At 45.5% G+C, this 16,247-nt stretch carries 18 protein-coding genes; 9 read left to right on the top strand and 9 right to left on the bottom strand.

What is annotated here, in order from left to right:
• Position 1: 1 nt before the first annotated feature.
• The 4 genes from ACL934_RS16250 to ACL934_RS16235 form a co-directional block, all read right to left on the bottom strand.
• Positions 2-307 (bottom strand): PilZ domain-containing protein, encoded by a 306-nt coding sequence (locus ACL934_RS16250; protein WP_374075234.1) that lies wholly within the window; start codon positions 305-307, stop codon positions 2-4.
• A gap of 100 nt (positions 308-407) precedes the next feature.
• Positions 408-917 carry a dihydrofolate reductase gene (locus ACL934_RS16245; protein ID WP_374075232.1) on the bottom strand — a complete coding sequence of 170 codons (510 nt, stop codon included), beginning with the start codon at positions 915-917 and terminating at the stop codon, positions 408-410.
• A complete protein-coding gene (locus tag ACL934_RS16240) occupies positions 914-1,708 on the bottom strand; it encodes a thymidylate synthase (protein WP_374075229.1) in 795 nt (264 codons plus the stop codon). The genes ACL934_RS16245 and ACL934_RS16240 overlap by 4 nt, the downstream gene beginning before the upstream one ends.
• Positions 1,709-1,753: 45 nt before the next feature.
• Positions 1,754-2,629, bottom strand: a complete 876-nt coding sequence (locus ACL934_RS16235) for a LysR family transcriptional regulator (protein WP_374075227.1) — start codon at positions 2,627-2,629, stop codon at positions 1,754-1,756.
• A gap of 118 nt (positions 2,630-2,747) precedes the next feature.
• Between ACL934_RS16235 and ACL934_RS16230 the strand changes: the two genes are divergently transcribed.
• The 4 genes from ACL934_RS16230 to ACL934_RS16215 all read left to right on the top strand — a co-directional run bounded on the left by ACL934_RS16230 (position 2,748) and on the right by ACL934_RS16215 (position 5,061).
• Positions 2,748-3,125, top strand: coding sequence for an acyltransferase (locus tag ACL934_RS16230; protein WP_374075225.1), 378 nt, complete (start codon positions 2,748-2,750; stop codon positions 3,123-3,125).
• A gap of 17 nt (positions 3,126-3,142) precedes the next feature.
• A complete protein-coding gene (locus tag ACL934_RS16225; protein ID WP_374075223.1) occupies positions 3,143-3,844 on the top strand; it encodes a pirin family protein in 702 nt (233 codons plus the stop codon).
• Positions 3,845-3,973: 129 nt separating this feature from the next.
• Entirely contained in the window at positions 3,974-4,660 is a 687-nt protein-coding gene (locus ACL934_RS16220) for a hypothetical protein (protein ID WP_374075221.1), read from the top strand.
• The gene (locus ACL934_RS16215; RefSeq protein WP_374075220.1) at positions 4,660-5,061 is read left to right on the top strand and encodes a hypothetical protein; all 402 of its coding nucleotides are present in this window, start codon (positions 4,660-4,662) and stop codon (positions 5,059-5,061) included. The genes ACL934_RS16220 and ACL934_RS16215 overlap by 1 nt, the downstream gene beginning before the upstream one ends.
• A gap of 18 nt (positions 5,062-5,079) precedes the next feature.
• On the opposite strand, the gene ACL934_RS16210 is transcribed toward ACL934_RS16215, so the two are convergent.
• Together ACL934_RS16210 and ACL934_RS16205 are read right to left on the bottom strand one after the other, a co-directional pair.
• Positions 5,080-5,964, bottom strand: coding sequence for a DUF2608 domain-containing protein (locus ACL934_RS16210; protein WP_374075218.1), 885 nt, complete (start codon positions 5,962-5,964; stop codon positions 5,080-5,082).
• A gap of 10 nt (positions 5,965-5,974) precedes the next feature.
• Entirely contained in the window at positions 5,975-6,799 is an 825-nt protein-coding gene (locus tag ACL934_RS16205) for an outer membrane protein OmpK (protein WP_413612600.1), read from the bottom strand.
• 350 nt (positions 6,800-7,149) lie between these two features.
• On the opposite strand from ACL934_RS16205, the gene ACL934_RS16200 reads away from it, so the two are divergent.
• Both ACL934_RS16200 and ACL934_RS16195 read left to right on the top strand, forming a co-directional pair.
• Positions 7,150-7,701, top strand: coding sequence for a TMEM165/GDT1 family protein (locus ACL934_RS16200; protein ID WP_413612599.1), 552 nt, complete (start codon positions 7,150-7,152; stop codon positions 7,699-7,701).
• Between the two features lie 164 nt (positions 7,702-7,865).
• Positions 7,866-10,223: an RCC1 domain-containing protein gene (locus ACL934_RS16195; RefSeq protein ID WP_413612598.1), complete on the top strand. Its 2,358-nt coding sequence runs from the start codon at positions 7,866-7,868 to the stop codon at positions 10,221-10,223.
• A gap of 64 nt (positions 10,224-10,287) precedes the next feature.
• Here ACL934_RS16195 and hpt read toward each other — a convergent pair whose 3' ends face one another.
• From hpt to ACL934_RS16180, 3 genes are read right to left on the bottom strand one after another with little or no spacing between them, the layout of a single operon-like run.
• Complete coding sequence (gene hpt, locus ACL934_RS16190) at positions 10,288-10,818, bottom strand: hypoxanthine phosphoribosyltransferase (RefSeq protein ID WP_374075212.1); 531 nt, start codon at positions 10,816-10,818, stop codon at positions 10,288-10,290.
• A gap of 17 nt (positions 10,819-10,835) precedes the next feature.
• A complete protein-coding gene (locus ACL934_RS16185; RefSeq protein WP_374075210.1) occupies positions 10,836-11,624 on the bottom strand; it encodes a uracil phosphoribosyltransferase in 789 nt (262 codons plus the stop codon).
• An 18-nt stretch (positions 11,625-11,642) separates the two neighbouring features.
• On the bottom strand, positions 11,643-12,599 hold the full coding sequence (locus ACL934_RS16180; protein WP_413612597.1) for a hypothetical protein: 957 nt from the start codon (positions 12,597-12,599) through the stop codon (positions 11,643-11,645).
• Between the two features lie 219 nt (positions 12,600-12,818).
• On the opposite strand from ACL934_RS16180, the gene rsmH reads away from it, so the two are divergent.
• From rsmH to ACL934_RS16165, 3 genes are read left to right on the top strand one after another with little or no spacing between them, the layout of a single operon-like run.
• Complete coding sequence (gene rsmH, locus ACL934_RS16175) at positions 12,819-13,805, top strand: 16S rRNA (cytosine(1402)-N(4))-methyltransferase RsmH (protein ID WP_413612596.1); 987 nt, start codon at positions 12,819-12,821, stop codon at positions 13,803-13,805.
• Positions 13,786-14,121 (top strand): histidine kinase, encoded by a 336-nt coding sequence (locus ACL934_RS16170; protein WP_413612595.1) that lies wholly within the window; start codon positions 13,786-13,788, stop codon positions 14,119-14,121. The genes rsmH and ACL934_RS16170 overlap by 20 nt, the downstream gene beginning before the upstream one ends.
• The gene (locus ACL934_RS16165; RefSeq protein WP_413612594.1) at positions 14,122-16,101 is read left to right on the top strand and encodes a penicillin-binding protein; all 1,980 of its coding nucleotides are present in this window, start codon (positions 14,122-14,124) and stop codon (positions 16,099-16,101) included.
• Positions 16,102-16,247 lie beyond the last annotated feature (146 nt).

Genomic DNA, 16,247 nt, shown 5'->3' with positions numbered 1-16,247 from the left:
ATTAGAAGGAAGTTCCTTTTGCCATCATTCTTTCAAGAACCTGATCTTTGTTGATAAAACAAATGCCAAGCCCCAAACCTTTGCTCCAAACAACCTCTGCGGCCACATTGTGAGTGCGGCGAAGGGATGTCAGATTGACAGTCAGATTAAGAAGATCGCCTTTTTGTGGGACATAGTCGCCTTGAGAAACTTCCAGGAAGGCTCCTGTTTGCGACAGGTTTTTGAGGTTGGCCACGAGGATGCCAATGTGGCCATAGACTTCGACATGAGCTGTTTCTTTTGTTCTAAATCGTTTTGCTGTGCTCATACCCACTCCGAAAATCGTGTCTTACCTTATTCTCGGAGGAAAAATCGTGTTCGTAGAGTCCAAACTGTAGAATTCTCAAATTGAGACTGAAATCTAGACTCTACTTGCGCAGGTAGGTAAGAAACGAAAAAGGAACAGGCGACTCGACATCTCGACGGTGAGCCAGAGTGAAAATCTTTTCGTCAATTTCAGGATAATACGTGTCGCCCGCAAACTCTTTGTGGATCAGGGTTAGATAGATTTTGTCTGTCTTGTCCATGATCTGTTTGTAGATCTCACCACCACCAATCACGAAAACTTCATCGCCCCATTTTGCCGTCAAAGGTTCTGCGTGTTTGATCGCTTCATCAATAGAAGAGACGAACACGACAGGACTTGATTCTGTCGAAGGGAAGCTTTGTTTTTGCGGATCTCGCGTGATCACGATGTGGTAGCGATTGGGAAGAGCGCGCCCGTTGAAGGACTCAAAAGTCTTTCTTCCCATAATCATGACGTGGCCCTTTGTTGTCTCGCGGAAAAACTTCATGTCCTCCGGAAGATTCCAGGGAAGGCCTCCCTGGGTTCCGATAACACGATTTTCAGAGCAAGCCACTACATGAGTCAAAATCATACTGCCACCGGTGCTTTGATCGCAGGGTGTGGATCGTAGCCGACAATCTCAATATCTTCGTAAGTAAAATCAAAAAGATTTTTCTTGTCCGGGTTGAGTTTCAATTGTGGCAAAGGACGGAAGTCTCTTGTCAGTTGCAATTGCGCTTGCTCTAAGTGGTTCAAGTACAAGTGGGCATCGCCCAGCGTGTGAACAAAGTCGCCCACTTGCAAATCGCAAACTTGCGCAATCATGTGAGTTAAAAGGGCATAGCTTGCGATATTAAATGGAACGCCCAAGAAAATATCCGCGCTACGTTGATAAAGCTGGCAAGAAAGTTTTCCGTCAGCCACGTAAAATTGGAAGAAGGCGTGGCAAGGAGGCAAAGCCATCTTATCCACGTCGCCTGGATTGAACGCCACCACTAATAAACGGCGAGAGTTCGGATTCTTTTTAATTTGTTCAACCACGTTGGTGATTTGGTCAATCGTGCGACCGTCCGCTGTTTCCCAAGAACGCCATTGTTTGCCGTACACAGGACCCAAGTTTCCGTTGTCGTCAGCCCACTCATCCCAGATCGTCACTTTATTGTCGTGAAGATATTTGATGTTCGTATCGCCTTTTAAGAACCACAAAAGCTCATGAAAGATCGAGCGTGTGTGAAGTTTCTTAGTCGTTAAAAGAGGAAAACCTTCTTGCAGGTTGTAGCGCATCTGATAACCAAACATCGAAATCGTGCCTGTGCCAGTGCGGTCTTCTTTTTTTACGCCGTTTTCTAGAACTGCATTTAGTAAATCGTGGTATTGCTTCATGGATCACCTCGGGAGGTACGCTCTTCGCGTAAGATGATTAATATTTTATTTGAGGTTCTTTTTTTGTCTATTTGAAAAGTAGTCCCAAATGAATTTACCGCAGGGGCCCAACTCTCTCTGTGAGTGACGCGCAATGTGAGCTGTCGATACATATCGTTTTTGCGGCAGTGTCACGAGGGTTTTCTCCTTGATTTCCTCTTCAATCACATGGTCAGGCATCAAACCCCAGCCCAATCCGCCCACAAGAAAGGCTTTTTTCGTCAGATAATCCTGCACACTGATGACGTTATCGGGATTGACGATGCCACCAGAACGTTTCGAGCTTTTCAGTGTGGTTGACATGATCACCTGAGGATACTTGCCCAGAGTTTCATCCGTGGCTTTGCCACGCAATTTTGCCAAAGGGTGATTCGCGGCGCAGGAGGCGATCATGCTGATGGTGAAAAGAGGTTTCGTCGTAAGCAAACTTGAGTCGTTGTAGATATGCCCTAATGCGATGTCGGCGCGATCCTCCAAAAGTTGTTCGTCGTTGCTGAGAATATCATGAATGATCTTGATCTCCGTTTGGGGGAAGCGGGAGGTGAATTCCTTCAGCGCGCTGACCAAAGACGGGAGGGGCCACAGTGCGCTGACGGCCAAACGGATGATCGGCTCATGTCCTCTTTTTAAAAAATCAGCAGTTTCTTCCAATTCGCCAAACTGAAAGATCAAATCATCGGCCTTTTTCAGGAAGGCCCGCCCTTGCGGAGTCAGTTGGGGGCGATACTGATCGCGATTGAAAATTTTAAATCCCAACTCAGTTTCCAAAGAGCGAATGGCATAACTCACGGCACTTTGTGCGCGATGCAATTCCTGAGAAGCCGCTCGAAAGCTTCCGGAGGTCACAATGGTCTGAAGAACTTGCAGTTGATCTAACGTCATACCTATTCTCACTATATCTGAAAATTAGATCATGTTAATAGAAAAATTATAATTTTTTTAGATCGTCTAGTTTTGTAATATGGAGGGCGTAGAAAACAATAATTTAAGGAGTCTTTCTATGAACAAAGCAAAACTAGCAGCGCGTTTGATCTTCGGTCTTTTATGGGTGGTTTTCGGTTTGAATTTCTTTTTCCATTTTCTGCCGCAACCTCCACCTCCTGAAGCGGGTCTGAAATTTCTGTCGGGCTTGATGGCCAATCCATATTTCTTCCCTTTGATGAAGGTCACAGAGATCGCGGTGGGCGTGATGTTGTTACTAAACATTGCCGTGCCATTGGCGCTCGTGTTGATCGCACCTATTTCCGTGAATATCATGTTGTATCACGGGGTTCTTGATCCCGCGGGAGCAGGACTTGCCGTTTTGATTTTCGTGCTCAATATATTCTTAGGAATTGCTTACTTTGATAGTTACAAACCTCTTTTTAAAAGAGGCTGAGGAAAAAGGAGTTCGATATGATGAATCTGCGCAAATCAAATGAAAGAGGTTATGCCGAGTTCGGCGGTTGGTTGAAATCGCGCCACACCTTTTCTTTCAGTGATTACTATGATCCCCGTTTTATGGGTTTCCGTGATTTGCGCGTGATCAATCAAGACTGGATTGCCAAAGGCGCGGGATTTCCTCCACATCCGCATCGTGATATGGAAATTATCACGTATGTTTTAAAAGGGGCGGTGGCCCACAAAGACAGTCTGGGTAATATCGGTCAAATCACCGCCGGCGAAATTCAAACGATGCACGCAGGTACGGGAATCAGTCACAGTGAATTCAACCCCTCCCCGGATGAAGACCTGCAACTGTTTCAGATTTGGATCATGCCGGATGTGAGCGGAGCCAAACCAGGTTACACGCAGGAGTCTTTTACTCGTGAGCAAAAACTGAATCAGTTAAAGCTCATCGTGTCTAAGGAAGGTCGCGAAGGCAGTCAGATGATCAATCAAGATGTGGATCTCTATGCCTCTGTTTTAGAGCCGGGTGTGGAAAAAGAATTTAAACTTCGCAAAGGCCGCGGAGCGTGGGTTCAGTTGGCAGAGGGCGAACTTGAGGTGAATGGAAAAGTTTTGTCCTCTGGCGATGGCTTGGCAATTCAGGATGAAGAGTTGCTGAAGTTCAAAGCCAACAAAGAAACTGAATTCCTCTTCTTTGATTTGAAGTAATCTCATTGTGATACGGTTTTTAAGGAATCTCCTGGAGCAGTCCTCCAGGAGAGCCTTTCACGACTAGACCATTGTCGGATTTCAAAAACCACTGGACACACATATAGGCTCACATTCTAAAATTAAAACATGCAAAATTTTAGAGTCGTACTTGTATTTTTGATCGCGTGCTCTTTTTTATCTTCAGATACTTTTGCCTTCTCAAGAAGGGCTCCAAAAGTTATCGACTATCCTCAGACGGCATACATTGAAGGGAATTCGAATTCGTCCTTGCCGGCGACAAGTTATTCTCCTTCTGATGATATGGTCAAGCTTGCACAAAGTGCGAGTCAAGGGGCGGGGAACTTAAAAGAAAAGGGAGCTCTTTGCTATCGTGCCGTAAAACAGATTATTGCCGACGCTCTTGGAAAAGATCTGGCATGCGTTCGTAGTATCCTGTCCTCGGGTTCAGCGAAAGATGCGGGAGCGGATCTTTTAAGAATGGGCTTTATTGAAGACTCGTCACAATGTAAGACGCCCGGAGCGATTCGTGTGTATAAAGGCAGTAAACCTTACGGTAAATATAGACCCACGGCTGGAGATATCCACGGTCATATTGAGGTGATCGGGGATGATGGCGAATACCACTCATTCTATCGAAGCTCGTTGCCCATGAATGAATCCGTGGATCCTCCAGGACGACGCGCTTTAACGGGGTGTTACGTTCCTCACTATGATAAAATCAGAAATGCTCCGCTGAATAAATGTCCTGATAGCAAAGTCAGCTACAAGTCCGGAACGGGCTCCGGTCAGAAGAAAAAAGGGGGGTATCGCTAATGAAAGCTTTAATACTACTTATCTTTACAGTGATGATGGTCGGACAAGTTAAAGCTTCCGTTTCTTGCGATGTCTGTGCCCAAGTTGAAAAACTGGCGAAAGCCTATGAAGAAGACGAAAGAAAAGCGTATGAGGGCTTTAATAAGCTTATCAGCCAAGTGCAGCTTTCTAAAGACAAAGCCGTAAGAAAGCAGGAGCTTTCTCTTATCGTAAAAACAGCAGTTCTTATGGAAAACAGCGATGACCGTCAGGAGCTCGCTCAGTATCTGTTCGACATGCAGAAAGAATATCCGGAAGATTTCAAAGAGGCCTTGGGAGTGCTTTCGAAAGAAGCGCGCAAAAGCTTAGAAGACCAGATCAAGATCGCAAAAGATCTGATGGAAAAAGGAGAAGAGCCCTGAAAAGGGCTCTTTGCTTTTCTAGAACTCTCTGCCGAAGACAGATTCTAAAACAGATTTGATTTTTGCCCAGTCATCAATAGCTTCACGCTTGTCTGACTTTTTAAAGTTCTCAACCTGACCATCCATCGCTCCATAGCGCATCGAGATCACGTTCACATTGTAGGGCTCGTAAGATTTCAAAACGCGGTCGACGTGTTTTTCCGTATCATCGACAAATACGATCACAGGATAGTATTTCTTTGTCTTGCATAGGATTGAGCGAAGCATCGCTCCTTTGTGTTGTCCTGCCGTGAAGAAGACACCGTCTTCATAGACGGAAGGTTTTGCATCTTTCAATCCCCAAGCTGTCAGCTCCTCTGGAGTCAGGCAAGACTGAGAAAGCTTGTCCATTTGATAAGGTAGGAAGCGACTTGCGAATCCACCTTGAGGGCCCGGAGCGGTTAGAGAAGGTTCATAACCCGCGCGAGCCAACTCTCTTTGCGTGAAATTTTGGAATTCAGGACCGCGAGAGGTGAGCAAGAACACAGGGTGTCCCTGTTGTTGAAACTCACGCATCATATTCGGAGTCATAGTTTCAGGAGCGCGCATTTGGCTAAGGCTGTAAAGATAACCCTGAATGCGCAAAAGACCGTCGAAGTCTTTAGCCACCAGATCATGAGTCTCTTTGTTTTTAAGTTTCTCTTCTTGCCAAGCAAACCAAGCGTCACCGCCCAAGTCTTTTTCTGTCGTTAAAAGAGTGTTGTCGATATCAAAGACAACAAGGATCTCTTGAGCCGTGTATTGCTTTTTTAGTTCATCTACTTTTTGCAGAACTTCCTGCATGCTTTTGATTTGTACTTTTTCCGAAGCTTCGGAATGCAGCAAGAATGCAAAACTGAGAAGAAACACCAGAACCGATTTCATAAATTCTCCTCTAGAATTTGTAAGTGAGTGAAAGGTAATGACCGACGCCTGAAGTTTCTCCCGCGAAACCACCGTCTTTAAGCAGGGCCATGTCTTTGTAGAGTTTTAAACCATAACCTGCGGCGTAGCGTTTGGAGTGCCAATAAAGTCCGTTGAACCACTCTAAAGAAGAGTCTGAACGGTCTGTGGAATCAGAGATCTTATTCGCGCCAAACTTATAATCAAGATATCCCTGGTAAGAGATAAAGCTGTTTTCGAAGTGATAGAAAGGCGTGAACCAATTCGTTGAAAGGATGTAGCCATCCCATTCTCTTTCATTCGCGGCACCAAAATTTTCGCGAACATAGCGAGCCATCAAGTTCGCACCCACCTTGCCAAACCAAGGAACTTGAATGTCTGTTCCAATACCCACGTATTGTTCAAAAAGAGCGGCATCACCGACATTGAATAATGTTGAGATATACCATTCTTGAACTGGTCCGAGGGACAAATCATGACCGGTCATGTAGTCCAAAGAAAAACGGGGAGCGAGTTTGAAAAAGAAATTATCTCCGCCGTGACGATCACTATCAGAACGAGAATCAAAAACGTCAAAGACATCCAAGTAGCCGTAAAGATCCAGGATGCCTGAGCGGCCCCCGAACTCCATTTCAAAATAAGTATCTTGCTGATTCCCGAAAGGAATTTTGTTGTCGATACTTCTCATGAGATTGAATTGGAACCACTTGAAGTCATTTTTGTGAATATCGCCATCGGCGATAGAGGCAGCATGACTGAAGCTGCTGGCAAGAAGACCAAGACTCAAAACAAGCGTACACAAAGAAACTCGGAACATTCGCGACTCTCCTGGATAACCAATTTTTTATGGGAACTCTTGAGGCCGCATAAAACAGAAGATTTCTTACTTAGACAATGAAAAAATGGTCGAATTACCTTTTTTTTGCGGTGCTTTTGGGGTGGATCTATTGACTCGCTCGCCAGAACTGTTTATTTCTAACGGCAAGTTAGGGAGTAGTCGCAATTTTCTTCGAAAGTTGACTTAAGCCGACATACTGAGCGATGAGCTCCGGTTTAAGTGCAAGTCCCCTTGTTGACGAGACTAACACGTGTGTTTTTAACAACAAACACCGTGTGGTCTCGTTTTCTTTTTAGAGCCCCACGGTTTTTTCATAGTGAGGGTTCTCCATGGAAGCAATACTGAATTCATTCTTGTTAGTCGCAGCCACAGAGATGGGCGATAAAACGCAACTTCTGGCTCTGGTTTTAGCAGTGAAATTTAAAAAGCCCTGGCATGTGATGGGCGGGATTTTAGCTGCGACAATCTTAAATCATGCTTTGGCGGCTTGGTTCGGGCAGTGGATCTCTTCACAAGTACCTTCGCACTATTTGAATTGGGCTTTGGCGATCACCTTCTTCGGTTTTGCTCTGTGGATTTTAATTCCTGATAAAGATGATTCCAATCCCGACAATATGAGATGGGGAGCTTTTTGGACAACGACGGTCCTCTTCTTCTTTGCCGAGATCGGCGATAAAACTCAGCTCTCAACAGTGGCATTGGCAGCGAAATATCAAAATCTCACTCTTGTGACAGTCGGAACAACTTTAGGGATGTTATTCTCTGACGGATTGGCTGTCGTGTTTGGCGAAAGACTCACTCAGAAAATTCCGATGAAGTGGATCAACTATGGATCGTCTTTGCTCTATATGATTTTCGGCGTGGGAATTTTGATGAGATAAGATGGCTGAGTTCCGAGTAAGTCTCTGCTCTATGGTGAAGATCAGTATCGTTCTGAGACTATTGAGAGAGTTGAGAGTAATTCCGATAAGTCACGAACATGAGCGTTTCGAGATTACTTATATTTCTTTTAATAGCGAGCATTTCCGGTATATCGGGATGTACTATGGATGCTCACCTATTAGCTCTCAGTTCCACTACTCCAGGATTGATTTCTGACAATGAGTCATTCAAAGCTCTCTATCTGGCCTACGGGGTGGGGAGCAAAAATTGGTCATCAGAACAACAAGAAGGAAGTTACTCCGCTTCAGAGAAGTTTCTCACTCGACTCGAGAATGTTCAAAACTATGATTCCTCCAATTCATTCAAGTGTGCCACCGTTGCAAATGGAGATGCCTATTGCTGGGGAAATAATAATGTTGGTCAGTTGGGCAACGGAACAACTACGGCGTCCGACCTTCCTGTTAAGGTGAACTCCACAAAAAAATTCGTTCAAATCACCTTGGGACATGAGCATTCCTGTGCTTTGGATGACCAGGGAGATGTCTATTGTTGGGGGCGCGGAGTTAACAACACGTTGGGGAATGGGCTCAATGTTGATCAAAGTTCTCCGGTTCGAGTCCTTCTTCCAAGTTCAGCAAAACTAGTAGAAGCTGGGTCTTTTGCCACTTGCGCAATTGCGACAGACGATAAGATTTATTGCTGGGGGCAGGGATTTTCCGGCCCTGCGCCACAGCAGCTCTCTACGAGTGAGATACTTACAAGTCTTCAGGGCGGCACTAATGATGCTTGGTGCGGGTTGAAGGCTGCTGGTGAAGCTTTTTGTTGGGGAAACAATACTTACGGTCAACTCGGGGTTGGTGATACCACTTACCGCGCGGGACCTACAGCGGTTATCGGAGGACTTCTATTTTCAGAGATTTCCTCCGCTGGTGTTAATAGATTTTGTGGACTGACTTCGGACGGCAACGTGTATTGCTGGGGGGAGCGAGTCATGGGAAATTCCGTGCAGCCCTCTCCCGTTTTGGTCAAGGGGTCTTCGACCCTTGCTTATTTATTTGATTCTATGAGTATAAATGAGGTTTGTGGCCTCAACGCTACCTCCTCGGCAAGGGAATGCATTGGTACCGATGATGGTTCTTCAACAGTGAGTGAATCAGATTATGTTTTCATTCAGGCCGATACATATTGCGGTCTGACGAACGATCATTTTTTGATATGTAAAGGTGATATTGCCACATCAGGGTCGGGGCTTAAGTATATCGGCAATGTTTCTCTCTATTCATTTCTCAATGATCTTGAGGCTGAAAAAGTATTTGTAGGTGAATACGATTTTTGTGCTCAGAAAAAGAATGACAAGCGTATTTATTGTTGGGGTGATAATGGCTCTGGCGGTCTGGGTCTTGGAGACAGTCTTGAGCGATTGACTCCCGTCTTGTCTGCCGGTGGTATGGAGTTTAAAGATATCACCATTGGGGAAGAATTTATTTGTGGAATTAATCTATCAGACGAGGCTTACTGTTCCGGCTCTAATTGGACCGGGGTTTTGGGAAATAACACAACAACAGACAGCAATGTTTTCGTTCCAGTATCAGGTGGATTAAAATTCAAATCGCTCTCGGCGGCTTACGCACATGTCTGCGGGATTACTCTGTCTGGTGAAACCTATTGCTGGGGACAAAACCAATCCGGAGCTTTAGGAGATGGTACGACAACCGATCGTCTCGTTCCGACGGCTGTTAGTGGAGGACATACCTTCAAAAAATTGCTTGCGTCCTCTTATCATTCTTGTGGTCTTAAAGAAGATGGATCTGTCTATTGCTGGGGGTACAATCAATACGGTCAGCTCGGGATTGGAACCACGGTCGACTCAAGTACTCCGGTCAAAGTAAATACATCTGTCGTCTTTAAAGATATGACAATGGGTGGGGACCATGCGTGTGGTTTGGATTCAGACGGCAAGGCTTATTGCTGGGGATCTAACTTTAGAGGGCAACTGGGCGATGGAACTAATACGGACGGTCTTGTTCCAGTCGCAGTTCAAACGTCTCTTCGTTTCGATAAAATATCCTCTTTCAACGTTTGGTACGGTACCACCTGCGCTATCGAAAAAGACCAACACCAAGTTTATTGTTGGGGGGCTTCCTTGAATCAGTCGCTTTATGCGAATTCAACAAGTCCCGTGCATCTAGCAGAACTCGCTTCGGCATCCGATCTTATCGTGGCTCCCGATTCGCTGCTGCTTAAGAATTCAGGTGAGCCGTTTATTAAAAACTTTTCAATGAGCGGACCTCTCTATTTCAATGCCTCTACTGTGAATCTGGAAGTCACCGTTAAAAATCCTTACAGCAAATACTGCATATTGGAGAACTCGGTGGATGCCAATACCTGCTCGTGGGTTGAGGGGGTTGTTCCAAATACATACAATTTGCAAAACAATGGATTTATCAAGCTGACACTGTTTGTGCGTGACTCAAAAGGACTGATCGGCAAAGCCGAAAGCCAACTGGTTTTTAAATATTAAGATCAAAAACAAAAAAACCTCGGCAGAAGGCCGAGGTTTTCTCTTTCTCAGTTTTTAAAACTCACTATTGGAAGTTTTGAACTTGAGCGATGTATGGAAGGTTTCTGTAGTAACCTTGGTAGTCCAAGCCGTAACCCACAACGAATTCGTTTTGGATTTTGAAACCGACGTGGTCGATATCGCATTTCACTTTCAAAGCATCTGGCTTTTCAAGAAGAGCGATTGTCGTCAAGCTCTTAGGCTTACGAGACAAGATTGAATTTTTTAGGTAGTTCATTGTAAGACCCGTATCAACGATGTCTTCAACCAGAATCACGTGGCAGTTTTCAACCGGGCTCGCTAAATCCAAAGTCACTTTCACTTCGCCAGATGAAGATGTTCCACCGTGGTAGGAAGAAACGCCGAAGAATTCACAAGTGATGTCAGCGTTGATGTTGCGGATAAGGTCCGAGTAGAACATGAAGGAACCCTTCAAAACGCAGACAGCAACAACTTTTTCGTTTTTGAATTTCTTAGAGAGAGCGTCGCCCAACTCTTTTACTTTTTTCTGAATTTGTTCTTCAGTGATGTAGGGTTTAAGTGAAAGATTTGTCATAGCGCCTTCTCCATCTCTTACACAAAAGAGTTATTCATGATTTCACCGAAACCGCCGCCGCCCGGAACGATATACTGTTTATCGTTTAGACCGCGTTCTTGATCCCAAAATTGGCCCGGAGTTGCATCTAAAACTGCCTGAGGTGATAGTCCTCGGTCAAGTCTTAAGGCATAGATCACGACGTCAGGGTGCGCGGTGAGTACATTCTTCAAATACTCGGGGGTTACAATCAGGTTTAAAGCGATAAATTTCTTCGCGGGCCCCTGAATATGCGCTTTATAGTGCTCAACTGCCGTGACCATGGTGTTTCCAGTGGCCCCCATCGGATCGGGGAAGATGACGTGGGCGTCTTGGACGTCGCCCCCGATTTTCATGCCTCCGAACTCTGCGCCCGTGACTTTGTCTTTGTTGTTCGTCACTCGTGCCGCAAAGATATGATCTTGCCGGACGTTTTGTGCCGGTAAAGCAAAGTGCAGAAAGTTATAACAGATGTGACTGGGGTAAGTTCCTGCGCGAGCCAAGTTGATGCTGACAGCTTTTTGGTTCGCGGCGATGCGCAGACCTTTTAATTTTTGATCCGGATGAAATTCCGTCATGCGTGTGGACTCTTCAAACTTTTCTTTATCAAACTCGTTATTCACGGTGACGGAAATAAGGTGAGTATAAAGAACTTCCACGATGCGGTTGATCTCGGGTTGAAAACATCCCGGAGTGCACAAACGAGCTAAAAGACCGTTTAAAAAGGGATTGTCAATGATGTGCACTTGAGGCCCGTAAAGGTGACTCAATTCCTGTTGAAATGCCATAGCGGAGCCTTTGCTGTATTAATTGCCTTTTTCGAATTCGACAAATATCACCAGCTCACTGTCTCCGGTTCTGAACTGAGGCGAGCGCAAAATTTTAAAGACATCAATAGCGGTGAGTTCGTCGTCATTTTCTAAATTAGATTGTGGAGGTAAAACTCCAGACATGAAAAATCCTGTTTCTCCGCCGATTTCAAAAATCGCCGGGAAGGATTTTCTTTGGATTTCCATGGCGCCTGAAGATGTCGGTTCTCTCCATGTTCTTTGGATTTCTAAGTTGCCACGCAAATTGTTGTTATCCATTTCGCTCAGTTCAAAGAACGTCGTTAAACCGATTTCAACAGAAGGGTCTCTGCGATCTTTGAGACCATAGGACCATTGCAGTGTTTTAGAATTGTCCAAAGCGCGGTCTTCTTTATGCAGGATCTTTGTTTGCGGAGCCGAGAGGGAACGGCGAATGCTCGGAACAATTCCCGCTGAATAGTCATTGAAGTTCATGAACTGTCCCGTACTGCGGCTGGCAGCAAAAAGACCATTCAAACTTCCGCGAGAAACTTCGGCGTAATACACCACCAAGTGGGGAGCGCCGGTTTTTGCCAAGGATCGCTCTTTATTTTTATCATCAACTAAAGCCGCAGCTGTCGGTGTTGCTGCCGTCGCCGCTGGAGGATTTACTTTATAAGCTGTCACAACACCATCCGCGCCATCCGCTTGCGGAGCTTGAGACGCTTGATCTGTTGTGGGTGCTTCAGCTAAATCCTGAGCTTCAGCAATCGGTTGTACAGGTTCATTGGACGTGGGATTGATTTGTACAGTCGAGCGCAGGTAACTCACCCGGCGTTCTAAATTTTGTTGGCCTTTTTGATAAAGGGAAACTCCGACGCCGCCAGCGACGACCACCAAAAGTGAAAGTTGAATCAGTGGGTTGCCAAAAAACCTTTTCCAGGCAGGCGGAGTGGCCGGTTTGAAGTTTTCCATGTCAACGCCACACTGCGCGCAGTATTTGTCTTTAGGTTGTTGAAACCCACAACGTGGACAGTTGATTAACATCGAAATTCAAATCCTTTTAAATATTCGAAAAAGCCTTAGAAATAGGTTAAGGCAAAGCGACTTGACGCTCAATAGAATAATTCATACTGTGAAAACTCGGCGGACGCCGAGGATATCGAAGCACCTTCAGTGCGTAGAAAGAGTGAGATGAAGAAATATAAACCGAAATCCGGCGAACGAGTGGAGATCATAGACGACTATATCCCGCCTAAGGTCGAGCTTCCCTTCGAATTTTCACCTGAGCACTATCCCGTTTTGCTGCAAGAAGTGTTGGCTGCTTTTTATCCTTATCGACAAAAAGAAAATCCAACCTATTTCGATGGAACTTTTGGGCGTGGTGGACACTACTCGGCGATGCGATATGTGATTCCCCAGATGAAAGCCACGGTCATGGACCAAGATCTAGTCGCTGTGAACTTCGCAAAAGAGCGTTTCCAGACTGACGTCGAGAAGGGCCAGTTAAACGTAATACATGGAAATTTCTCGCAGTTTTCAGAACATAATCTAAAAAATTTTGATATGATGCTCTTAGATCTAGGTGTGAGTTCGCCGCAATTGGACCAGGCGGACCGAGGCTTTAGTTTTTATCACGATGGCCCCCTGGATATGCGAATGAATCAGCAACAAGGATTGACGGCTGAGATGCTAATTAATACGGCTTCAGAGGATGAACTCATTCGAATGTTCAAAGACTACGGCGAAGTCCATCGTCCGGCTCGTGTCGTGCGCGCGATCGTTCATGATCGTAAAACAAAAGCATTTCAATCAACGAAACAACTTGCGGGTCTTATTGAGCGCGTGGATGGTTGGCAGATCAAAGGTTTTCATCCCGCGACAAAATATTTTATGGCTTTGCGTTTGGCCGTGAATTCAGAACTCGAAGTCATCGAACAGGCCATCCCTGCGATGATGAACGCGTTGAATCCCGGCGGTCGTTTGGCTGTGATTTCGTTTCACTCGCTGGAAGATCGTATCGTGAAAAATATCTTCAGAGGTTCGGAGAATCTTGGAAGATCCGTGAATAAAAAAGTGATTGTTCCCACTCAGGAAGAGTGTGACAGAAATTCTCGCTCGCGTTCAGCGAAGCTAAGAATCTTCGAGAGGAGTGCTCAGGATGAGCTCGGAAAACTTTAGGCAGTTAAAGCCTTTTTTTAGCATCTTACTTATCATTGCCACTTTATTTTCCATCGTCTTCTTGCAGATGGAAGAACGCCGCATGGGTTACAGCGTTTTGAAGCTGACTCGCGAACATAAAAAAGTGTGGGAAGAAAAACGCGTGAAAGAAATCGCCTTGGCGAAGATCACGCGCCCGCAGCTTTTGGACAGCGTGGCTCAACAAAAATTCACACTTAAAAAAGTCCAAGCCAATCAGATCATCCATCTGAGCGGTGCTCTTACTGAAGAAGTGGATAAAGTTGTGAATAAGGGTATTGCAAAAAAGGATCTGTAATTGAAATCACGTATTGTTGTTATCTTTGTAGGTATTTTGGTTTTATGGTCCATGCTCATCTTGCGCGCGGGCTACTTGCAGTTCTTACCCAATGATCGTTTGAACTCTTTGCAGAATCGTCAGTTCCAAACGAAAGTGACATTGCAGGCTCGTCGTGGAGCGATTGTCGATAGCAATGGCCGCGATCTGGCGATGTCGACGACGGCTTATTCTCTTTATGCCGATCCAAAGATTTTAGAAAATAGAAAATTAGCGGCGAAAAAATTATCTAAGGTTCTGAATCAATCTTACGAATCCGTTTACGCCAAAATCAAAGACGGCAGCCGTCGTTTTGTGTGGATTCAAAGAATGTTAGAACAAGACAAAGCTGATGAAATTAAATCTTGGGAAATGCGCGGTCTTTCTTTTGTTGAAGAATGGCGCCGTGTTTATCCAAATGAAACTTTGATGGCGCAAACTTTGGGTTTCTTAGGCAGCGAAGGCCAAGGGCTTGAAGGTTTGGAGCTGGGTTATAACCAGGTTCTTGCTGGCAACCAAAAGAAAGTGTCTGTGAAAAGAGACGCCCGCGGACGTCCTTTGATCAATGACGGTTTGATGTTTATTGAAAATCCAGAGGGGAATGAACTTCGCCTGACGGTGGATTCAGATCTTCAGTATCGTCTTGAAAGTGAACTGGCTAATGCCGTTTCTACTTTTGAAGCCGATCATGCGGTGGGTGTGATCTTGGATGCAAAAACATCGGCGGTTCTGGCTTTGGCTTCAGCTCCGACATTTGATGTGAACAAAGCTGCTAAAACTCAGGCTGAATACCGTCGTAATAAAATTGTGACGGATGCATTTGAACCCGGTTCGACAATGAAAACATTTGTGATCGCAGCGGCTTTGCGTGACTTCTTGGTGCAGCCGAATACAAAGTTTTACTGTGAAAAAGGCAGCTTCAAAGTCGGCGACCGCATTATTAAAGAAGCCGAGACCAAAGAAAAATTTGAAGACTTAACAGTGGCAGAAATCCTGGCCGTGTCTTCCAACGTCGGAACGACAAAGATTGCTTTCAAAATGGGAGCAGACAGATTGCGCCAAGGTCTTTTGGATTTTGGTTTCGGTCAAAGATTGGGTGTGGACCTTCCTGGGGAAGCCCGCGGAATGGTTCAAGCTCTTCCTTGGCGTCAGCACTTACTCAGTAATATTTCTTTCGGTCACGGGATTTCAGCGACTCCTTTGCAGGTGGCAAATGCTTTTGCTGCCATCGCCAATGGCGGTGTTTTGAATACGCCGTACATCGTTCAATCTCAGCGTGATGCCGAGACCGGAATTTTAACAGAGACAACCGTAAAACCCATTCGTCGTGTCTTGACGACAGAGCAAGCAGCGCAAATGCGTGCGATGCTTGTGGGTGTGACGACAAAAGGTGGAACGGGTGGCAATGCCCGCGTTGAGGGTTTCATGGTCGCAGGAAAAACGGGAACGGCACAAAAAGTAAATCCGAATGGACGTGGATACTTGAAGGGCGCTTATATCTCGAGCTTCGGCGGATTTATTCCTGCAAATGATCCTAAGTTCGTTATCTTTATTGCCGTAGATTCTCCAAAAAAATCTTATTACGGAGCCACGGTCGCGGCACCTTTGTTTGCAAGAATGGCGTCTTATGCTGTTCGCAAAGAGGGAATTGCTCCGCTCCCAATGGCAGAAGAATCCACAGTTCAGCCGAAGCTTCGTAAAATCGCTGCCGAACCAAAACCTGCGGTAAAAGCTCCGGTGAAAGAAGTTTTAACGGCCGCGGAACTTGATAAGGTCACGGCTGTTACGACGGGTGAGACGGTTCCAAACTTGATGAACCTGACGACTCGTGAAGTTCTTCGCCGTATCAATGGCCAAGATATCAAAGTGAAATTCATCGGGCAGGGCACGGTCAGTGAAGTGTCTCCGAATGTCGGTTCCGCCCTTCCAGAGAACAAAGAAGTCACAGTTATTCTTAAATAAAAATTCGCGATTCGGACCTCTTTCATGTAAGTCAAGAGGTTCGAAGGCTTTCAGAGTGGCCAAATGCTTGCTGCGGCCTGTGCTGAGGAGCGTAAGTTGATCCAAACGGGGAAACTTATTGCTCTCTTTCAAACCTTGAATGAAAG

The organism is Bdellovibrio sp. HCB-110 (genome assembly GCF_047323225.1).
Classification (GTDB): Bacteria; Bdellovibrionota; Bdellovibrionia; order Bdellovibrionales; family Bdellovibrionaceae; genus Bdellovibrio.
This window is presented reverse-complemented; position numbering and strand designations above follow the sequence as displayed.

Excerpts from the sequence above, each read along its gene's own strand:
- ACL934_RS16250 (WP_374075234.1), bottom strand. The coding sequence starts at position 307 with ATGAGCACAGCAAAACGATTTAGAACAAAAGAAACAGCTCATGTCGAA.
- ACL934_RS16245 (WP_374075232.1), bottom strand. The coding sequence starts at position 917 with ATGATTTTGACTCATGTAGTGGCTTGCTCTGAAAATCGTGTTATCGGA.
- ACL934_RS16240 (WP_374075229.1), bottom strand. The coding sequence starts at position 1,708 with ATGAAGCAATACCACGATTTACTAAATGCAGTTCTAGAAAACGGCGTA.
- ACL934_RS16235 (WP_374075227.1), bottom strand. The coding sequence starts at position 2,629 with ATGACGTTAGATCAACTGCAAGTTCTTCAGACCATTGTGACCTCCGGA.
- ACL934_RS16230 (WP_374075225.1), top strand. The coding sequence starts at position 2,748 with ATGAACAAAGCAAAACTAGCAGCGCGTTTGATCTTCGGTCTTTTATGG.
- ACL934_RS16225 (WP_374075223.1), top strand. The coding sequence starts at position 3,143 with ATGATGAATCTGCGCAAATCAAATGAAAGAGGTTATGCCGAGTTCGGC.
- ACL934_RS16220 (WP_374075221.1), top strand. The coding sequence starts at position 3,974 with ATGCAAAATTTTAGAGTCGTACTTGTATTTTTGATCGCGTGCTCTTTT.
- ACL934_RS16215 (WP_374075220.1), top strand. The coding sequence starts at position 4,660 with ATGAAAGCTTTAATACTACTTATCTTTACAGTGATGATGGTCGGACAA.
- ACL934_RS16210 (WP_374075218.1), bottom strand. The coding sequence starts at position 5,964 with ATGAAATCGGTTCTGGTGTTTCTTCTCAGTTTTGCATTCTTGCTGCAT.
- ACL934_RS16205 (WP_413612600.1), bottom strand. The coding sequence starts at position 6,799 with ATGTTCCGAGTTTCTTTGTGTACGCTTGTTTTGAGTCTTGGTCTTCTT.
- ACL934_RS16200 (WP_413612599.1), top strand. The coding sequence starts at position 7,150 with ATGGAAGCAATACTGAATTCATTCTTGTTAGTCGCAGCCACAGAGATG.
- ACL934_RS16195 (WP_413612598.1), top strand. The coding sequence starts at position 7,866 with ATGGATGCTCACCTATTAGCTCTCAGTTCCACTACTCCAGGATTGATT.
- hpt (WP_374075212.1), bottom strand. The coding sequence starts at position 10,818 with ATGACAAATCTTTCACTTAAACCCTACATCACTGAAGAACAAATTCAG.
- ACL934_RS16185 (WP_374075210.1), bottom strand. The coding sequence starts at position 11,624 with ATGGCATTTCAACAGGAATTGAGTCACCTTTACGGGCCTCAAGTGCAC.
- ACL934_RS16180 (WP_413612597.1), bottom strand. The coding sequence starts at position 12,599 with ATGGAAAACTTCAAACCGGCCACTCCGCCTGCCTGGAAAAGGTTTTTT.
- rsmH (WP_413612596.1), top strand. The coding sequence starts at position 12,819 with ATGAAGAAATATAAACCGAAATCCGGCGAACGAGTGGAGATCATAGAC.
- ACL934_RS16170 (WP_413612595.1), top strand. The coding sequence starts at position 13,786 with ATGAGCTCGGAAAACTTTAGGCAGTTAAAGCCTTTTTTTAGCATCTTA.